General features: G+C 42.6%; 14 protein-coding genes. All 14 read right to left on the reverse strand.

Features of this window, described 5'->3' with window-relative positions:
• Positions 1 to 4: 4 nt before the first annotated feature.
• The gene (locus Q7J27_14580; protein ID MDO9530366.1) at positions 5 to 463 is read right to left on the reverse strand and encodes a DUF1367 family protein; all 459 of its coding nucleotides are present in this window, start codon (positions 461 to 463) and stop codon (positions 5 to 7) included.
• A gap of 34 nt (positions 464 to 497) precedes the next feature.
• The gene (locus Q7J27_14585) at positions 498 to 794 is read right to left on the reverse strand and encodes a hypothetical protein (protein MDO9530367.1); all 297 of its coding nucleotides are present in this window, start codon (positions 792 to 794) and stop codon (positions 498 to 500) included.
• Positions 791 to 970: a hypothetical protein gene (locus tag Q7J27_14590; protein ID MDO9530368.1), complete on the reverse strand. Its 180-nt coding sequence runs from the start codon at positions 968 to 970 to the stop codon at positions 791 to 793. The genes Q7J27_14585 and Q7J27_14590 overlap by 4 nt, the downstream gene beginning before the upstream one ends.
• Positions 954 to 1,394, reverse strand: a complete 441-nt coding sequence (locus Q7J27_14595) for a hypothetical protein (protein ID MDO9530369.1) — start codon at positions 1,392 to 1,394, stop codon at positions 954 to 956. The genes Q7J27_14590 and Q7J27_14595 overlap by 17 nt, the downstream gene beginning before the upstream one ends.
• A gap of 10 nt (positions 1,395 to 1,404) precedes the next feature.
• Positions 1,405 to 2,013 carry a YqaJ viral recombinase family protein gene (locus Q7J27_14600; protein MDO9530370.1) on the reverse strand — a complete coding sequence of 203 codons (609 nt, stop codon included), beginning with the start codon at positions 2,011 to 2,013 and terminating at the stop codon, positions 1,405 to 1,407.
• The gene (locus Q7J27_14605; protein MDO9530371.1) at positions 2,010 to 2,732 is read right to left on the reverse strand and encodes an ERF family protein; all 723 of its coding nucleotides are present in this window, start codon (positions 2,730 to 2,732) and stop codon (positions 2,010 to 2,012) included. Before Q7J27_14605 ends, Q7J27_14600 begins: the two co-directional genes overlap by 4 nt.
• Before the next feature lies 1 nt (position 2,733).
• The gene (locus Q7J27_14610; protein MDO9530372.1) at positions 2,734 to 3,717 is read right to left on the reverse strand and encodes a hypothetical protein; all 984 of its coding nucleotides are present in this window, start codon (positions 3,715 to 3,717) and stop codon (positions 2,734 to 2,736) included.
• Entirely contained in the window at positions 3,710 to 3,961 is a 252-nt protein-coding gene (locus Q7J27_14615; GenBank protein ID MDO9530373.1) for a hypothetical protein, read from the reverse strand. Before Q7J27_14615 ends, Q7J27_14610 begins: the two co-directional genes overlap by 8 nt.
• Positions 3,931 to 4,107, reverse strand: a complete 177-nt coding sequence (locus Q7J27_14620) for a hypothetical protein (protein ID MDO9530374.1) — start codon at positions 4,105 to 4,107, stop codon at positions 3,931 to 3,933. Before Q7J27_14620 ends, Q7J27_14615 begins: the two co-directional genes overlap by 31 nt.
• A 1-nt stretch (position 4,108) precedes the next feature.
• Entirely contained in the window at positions 4,109 to 4,234 is a 126-nt protein-coding gene (locus tag Q7J27_14625) for a hypothetical protein (protein MDO9530375.1), read from the reverse strand.
• Positions 4,231 to 4,584: a hypothetical protein gene (locus Q7J27_14630; protein ID MDO9530376.1), complete on the reverse strand. Its 354-nt coding sequence runs from the start codon at positions 4,582 to 4,584 to the stop codon at positions 4,231 to 4,233. The genes Q7J27_14625 and Q7J27_14630 overlap by 4 nt, the downstream gene beginning before the upstream one ends.
• Positions 4,585 to 4,656: 72 nt before the next feature.
• Positions 4,657 to 4,848: a hypothetical protein gene (locus tag Q7J27_14635; protein ID MDO9530377.1), complete on the reverse strand. Its 192-nt coding sequence runs from the start codon at positions 4,846 to 4,848 to the stop codon at positions 4,657 to 4,659.
• Positions 4,845 to 5,042: a hypothetical protein gene (locus Q7J27_14640; GenBank protein ID MDO9530378.1), complete on the reverse strand. Its 198-nt coding sequence runs from the start codon at positions 5,040 to 5,042 to the stop codon at positions 4,845 to 4,847. The genes Q7J27_14635 and Q7J27_14640 overlap by 4 nt, the downstream gene beginning before the upstream one ends.
• A 15-nt stretch (positions 5,043 to 5,057) precedes the next feature.
• Positions 5,058 to 5,263: hypothetical protein (locus Q7J27_14645; GenBank protein MDO9530379.1), on the reverse strand; the 206-nt coding region annotated here is incomplete at its 5' end.

Below are 5,263 nucleotides of genomic sequence, written 5' to 3' on the forward strand. Positions count from 1 at the left end.
TAAATTATGCAAACGCCATGTATTGGTTTACGATGTTTTCAAGTTCTTCTTTTGTTAATGTGCTATTATAAACACGCTTCAAGAGTACATTGATTGTCTTATTATAAAGAGCCGAAAACTCTTCCTCTGTCATGTTTGAAAATGCTACGCTTTTAGCTTCAATTCTTACACTACTATCCAACCTGACAACGGTATGGAAGTATCCGGCAAGAATGGTAACATCTTCCCTGAATCGTTCAAAGTTCTTTTCAGGTATTCCGTAGTTAGAGTTAACCTCACCCGGGTTCCAATTATCAAAACCTACGTTAAGTAAGGCAAACCATTTTTTAAGGAATTGATAGTTTCTCGTTTTCTTGAAATCCGAACTAACCACTTCACCGGATTTTATTTTATTGTACCACGCCTCTGTTTCCTTATCAGCAGGAATTAGTCCGGTTTGGGTTTTTGTCAGGTAAACTTGCATTGTCGCCCCTTTGCCTCACGAGAATAGTCCAAATTTAAACCTTTTCATATTCCTTGAGTGTTGCATTGTGTGTTTGTACTATGCCAACCATCTGCTCAAACAATTTATCGGAAAATTCTTTGTTTTCTTTTTCACCAGCTTTAGCAAGAATATCATACAACTTTGGAATAGACATCCCGAACTCAAGATCGCTACCGACGATATCGTATGGCTTTAGTCCTCTTACTGTAAAGTAAATTTCGTCCTGCTCATTCCATTTCCCGATAGATATATCCATTCCGTCCCTGTTACCTTCATACAATACTTCCCATTTAGTGCCTGGTATGTTCATAACCCCTCCTTTTTTGCTTTCCTCAGATTATCAGCATAATCACACAACCCATCATTGACCTCATTCATTGCTCTTTCGTGAACTTCATCCTGAATATTCTGTGGAAGTTCGTAAAATTCTTTTTCGTATTCTTCATCTGCTAATTCGTCAGCTTTTTCCCTATATAGGTCTTTCATTTTCCAGCCCTCTCTTTGCTATTTGTTTTACCAAACTCTTCAGCTTTCTAATTTGCTTTTCTCTCATTTTTTCCCAGTCTGCCGCCCTGTCTGCCACCCTGTCTGCCACCCAGTATGCCGCCCTGTATGCCACATCAAGCTCTTCCCGTGTTGCGTTGCCCTTATAGAATCTTTCAATAACTTTTATGTATTCTTTAACCTCTTTACCATCTGCCTTACATTGTTTCGCACACCAGATGGCAAAAGTTCTGTTTGTAGTATCATCCAGGAATTTTGTCACAGCCCAGATTCTATCTTTTGCAGGAATATCTAAATCGCATATCTCAAGCAATGTCTTTCCCTTGCCGAGCAGTTTTGACACGATTGCTTTTGTGTATTTTTCGCAGGGTTTTTTACTCATCAGCTTTTTTGTTGTTACTATCACATCCCACCTCCTATATCATCGCCTTGAGTTTGTTGATTACGATTGCTAAATCAAGGCAGAACTTTTCTAATTCTGTGCGTAACTTCTCGATAAACACACCATCCCGGGGAACTTTTATGATCAGTGGTGGAAGCCCAGGGAAATATGAGCAGAAAAACCACCAATTAAACCCCGTAACCAACATCGAACCCTGCACCTGCTGGACATAGTCCGTAGGAAGAATACCCCTTAGTAAATAGTCAACGTGAGTATGAATCAATGGGCATTTGATTTCCAGTCCGGCACTGTCCTCAATTATGCCATCAGGCGAACACCCATAGGCCTTCCCTGCGTCTGGATAGATTATCCCTACCTGTGTAACCTCTAAATCAGTAATCATCATAAACAGGTCTCTGGCTTCGGCTTCAAGCTCAATTCCCCTCTTCATGGCTTCGTTAGAATAGGTTTCAGTTTTCATTCCGGCGATCGTTTCCCCGGCTAATTGGTAGAGGTACTTTTCACGTTGTTTTGAAGGTTCACCTTTTGACGTTACGATCTTGTCAAAACTGCCAGCACTTGGCTTGCCGACTTTCTCAAGGAACCATTCAGGACTTAATTGCTCGCAGTCTATTTTTATCATTTTGGCTCCTTCTTCGCTTTCAACGCGGAAACGGCTTTATTGTAATCTTTCGCTAAAATCGTTTCAAGTGACTCGGCTTTCATAAACTTAAGGAAATTTGGAAGATTCACGTTTTTGGCATTGACGAAATCGGTTATTGTGCTGAGTTGTTTATCGTCCAGATAATTGTCTCCAGAAGCGTTTCCGTCATCGTCCAGATTTGCTTCTTTACTAACCAGTCCGGTAACAGCTTCAAAAGTTGCAATCTTGAGATATGTCTGTGTTGATTTGATTTGCTGGATTGGATTTTTACTCCCACCACCTGATATGTCCGGCGGTGCTGACATGGTAACAGCTTGAGAGTATCCACAGCTATGAGACAAAATACAAGTCACAGAAGGCCACCCACCTTCCGTTGTACCATAATCCCAGCTATGAGATAAGCCCTGTTTGCTCAGAAATGGAATTGTCGGATTGACCAAGGCATCTATTGAGCTATACTTTGAACCAAATTGTTTGTTGATTTTGTCCTTGTATATGTCAGGCGGATCCGCTTTGAACTTTGATACTGCCAAAACATACGCTTTCCGGCTTTCCCTTTCCTCCCATTTGATTTGAAGTTCCATAAGCTGAGACAATTTCTCAATATCAGCCCCCTTGTCTATTGCCAGGTTTAGCAACATGGCCGGGGTTGTTTCGGGCTTTGTCGCTACTTCGTATTTTGCTTTTTCTTCAGTCATTTCACATTTCCTCCAGTTGCTCAATAATGTTATCGGATACCTCAATCAGATTACGCATAGCCAGATTGATTATCCTTTTTGCCATCTCGTCTTTAACTTCTGGTGCGGGAACTTCGGGAATACGTTTGGCAAAGTCAATCAGCTTTTCCTTGTCCGGTTTCAATTCCTCTTGTCGGGCGATTTCTGCCTTTTCCCCTGCCTCTTTCTTTTTGGTTTCTTCGGCTTCGCGGTTAACCTTTTCGGCCAAGTCTTTTTCTGCCTGGATTTTGGCATCCTCTTTCGCTTGCTTCTCAAATACTTCTTTGGCTTTCCGGTCGGCCTCTGCTTTCTTTTCAGCTTCCAACTCCTGACGTTCAGCCTCAAGGGCTTTCTTCTCTGCTTCCTGTGCCTTTGCCGCCTCTTCTTGTTCAGCCTTAATACGGTCTATCTCTGCGCGTTCAGCGGCTAATTGGGCGGCTTCTGCGTCTCTTGCCTTCTGTTCGTCATCCAGCCGTTTTGCCTCGGCTTCGTAGGCTTCTTTTACTTCTGCAAGTTTGGCAGTGAATTCTTCGTCGGTCATTGTCGCCACTTCCATAAAGGGCATCATGTGTCGATATTTACCAAAAGCATCGGCCCGGCCTTGTATCTTTTCCTTTTCGATTCGGGCTTCTTCTTCCTCAATGCGTTTCCGTTCGAGAAGAACCTTATCCTCTTCGGTTTTCAGGTGTTCTTCAACCGGCGCGCTTTCGTCAAAAAGTATCTTGGCTGCCGCATCAACATCCTTGCCATACTTTAGGGCAGCGGCTTTTTTCGCTACCCGTTCCTTTTCAATGGTTGTCCGCACCTTCACCATAACCATTCTCGCTTCATGGACAGCATCGAACTGTTCCTTGTCGTTAGGGTCAGTTATCACCAAAGGCATATACTTTTGCCTCAGTTTGGATATTGTCGCAATGTTTACGTCATACTTTATTATGGGCAAGGTCTCATACGTTTTGTCAGTCATTTTTCCCCTCCTCCTCAATTATTTGTTCCTCTTCAACCTTGCCCTCTGCCATTAAAGCCCTTAGTTTTTGTAGGGCTGTTTTAAAATCGGTGGAAGTGCAACCGTTCCACCCGTCGATATAGACATAGCATGCCACTACGTCGTCCTCTGGGTGGTGGGCATAGTTAGATAGTGAATAATGCACATTACAATACTTCCCCTTTGCCATTTTCTTCAATTTCTCATACGCTTCTCTTGTCTGCATTTCTCCTCCTCCTCGATAGCTCTATCAATTTTTAACATCTCTTCCCGGTCAATGATTTTCTCATCATCGCCGAAACTCTCTCCAAGATACTCTCTGTATCTCCTGTCCTCCATTGCTTCTGATGGGTCTTTAAGGTCTCTGTGCATTTCACTCCTCCAACAATACCGAAATAATGTTTATAATCACATACACCAGTGATACCAGCACCCCGCAAAGAATGGCATGGATGATTTGGAAGCCGTAACCTATATCGTATGCAAGAAATTCTTTCATGGCTTGACCTCCCATATGTTGCCGATGACTTGAATTTCATCAAGTTCATATAAGGGACACTCACCTTCTTCGTCAAACTCAAGTGGATATCTCAAAACGTACATTGAACACTCTGCGTTATAGGCAACATGACCGATAAGTTGCCCCTCGTCTGGATGGTTTGCCTTTAATGTGGAACCAGTAAAAACTTCTACACCGTTCTTATCCGTGCATTCAATATATTGGTCACGGGAAAGAAGTTCGAAATTGTCTGGATAATCAAACTCCATTTGTTGAAGCCCGTACGTACGCTCTATGTTTTCTCCGGTATGTGTATTCTTTAGCCTGTATCGGAATTTTGTCTCTCTCAAAATAGTTCCCCCTCTGCTCTCCGTAAATCCCTCAAGATTACCCTCGTGTCCCGGTACCTGCCCTCCGGCACCTCAACCTCCCGCTACCCTGTTCACCCACAATCCAATTTTGTTGCCAAGACGCCGTATTTCAACAGTTCTTCCAGGTTGTGAGCCGATACGTTCAGCTTCCTTTTTAAGCCATTCTTCATAGCTGATATATCCATACCTTGTTTGTATGTGGATTTCAGTTTTTTCCGTGTCGTATAACAGCATCATGCTCATCTGATTTCCTCTCCTTGTCCGCCTTCTGTTTCATTGACTGCGTTTCCTTGATATTCCTTTTCAACCTTATCAGGAGTATCAATATATCTGCTCAGTTCTTCTAACATGAATTCTTTATCAACAAAAACCACTTCGCCACAACCAATTTGTACTTTCCAGCCGTTTAAAGCTGGGCTTATCACTACATTTCTCATCTGCGCTCTCCTTTGTTACACCTTTTTTAATGTATATTTATCACCCTTACTATCTACAAAAAACTTTTTCCCTTCCACCAATCCGTCAATATACAGCACGGAGATTATCTGCTTAACTACACCCCAAAGACGGGCCTTATTAAAAAACACTCGTCTCTGTCTGTCAGCATCAGAATGTGTCACGACATCTACGCCCACTGTGGCGATCCTCGCCAAAGCTT

Source organism: Syntrophales bacterium, from assembly GCA_030655775.1.
Lineage (GTDB): Bacteria > Desulfobacterota > Syntrophia > Syntrophales > JADFWA01 > JAUSPI01.

Bases quoted from the DNA above. Each gene is read 5' to 3' on its own strand.
- Q7J27_14580 (MDO9530366.1), bottom strand. From the start codon at position 463: ATGCAAGTTTACCTGACAAAAACCCAAACCGGACTAATTCCTGCTGAT.
- Q7J27_14585 (MDO9530367.1), bottom strand. From the start codon at position 794: ATGAACATACCAGGCACTAAATGGGAAGTATTGTATGAAGGTAACAGG.
- Q7J27_14590 (MDO9530368.1), bottom strand. From the start codon at position 970: ATGAAAGACCTATATAGGGAAAAAGCTGACGAATTAGCAGATGAAGAA.
- Q7J27_14600 (MDO9530370.1), bottom strand. From the start codon at position 2,013: ATGATAAAAATAGACTGCGAGCAATTAAGTCCTGAATGGTTCCTTGAG.
- Q7J27_14605 (MDO9530371.1), bottom strand. From the start codon at position 2,732: ATGACTGAAGAAAAAGCAAAATACGAAGTAGCGACAAAGCCCGAAACA.
- Q7J27_14610 (MDO9530372.1), bottom strand. From the start codon at position 3,717: ATGACTGACAAAACGTATGAGACCTTGCCCATAATAAAGTATGACGTA.
- Q7J27_14615 (MDO9530373.1), bottom strand. From the start codon at position 3,961: ATGCAGACAAGAGAAGCGTATGAGAAATTGAAGAAAATGGCAAAGGGG.
- Q7J27_14620 (MDO9530374.1), bottom strand. From the start codon at position 4,107: ATGCACAGAGACCTTAAAGACCCATCAGAAGCAATGGAGGACAGGAGA.
- Q7J27_14625 (MDO9530375.1), bottom strand. From the start codon at position 4,234: ATGAAAGAATTTCTTGCATACGATATAGGTTACGGCTTCCAAATCATC.
- Q7J27_14635 (MDO9530377.1), bottom strand. From the start codon at position 4,848: ATGAGCATGATGCTGTTATACGACACGGAAAAAACTGAAATCCACATA.
- Q7J27_14640 (MDO9530378.1), bottom strand. From the start codon at position 5,042: ATGAGAAATGTAGTGATAAGCCCAGCTTTAAACGGCTGGAAAGTACAA.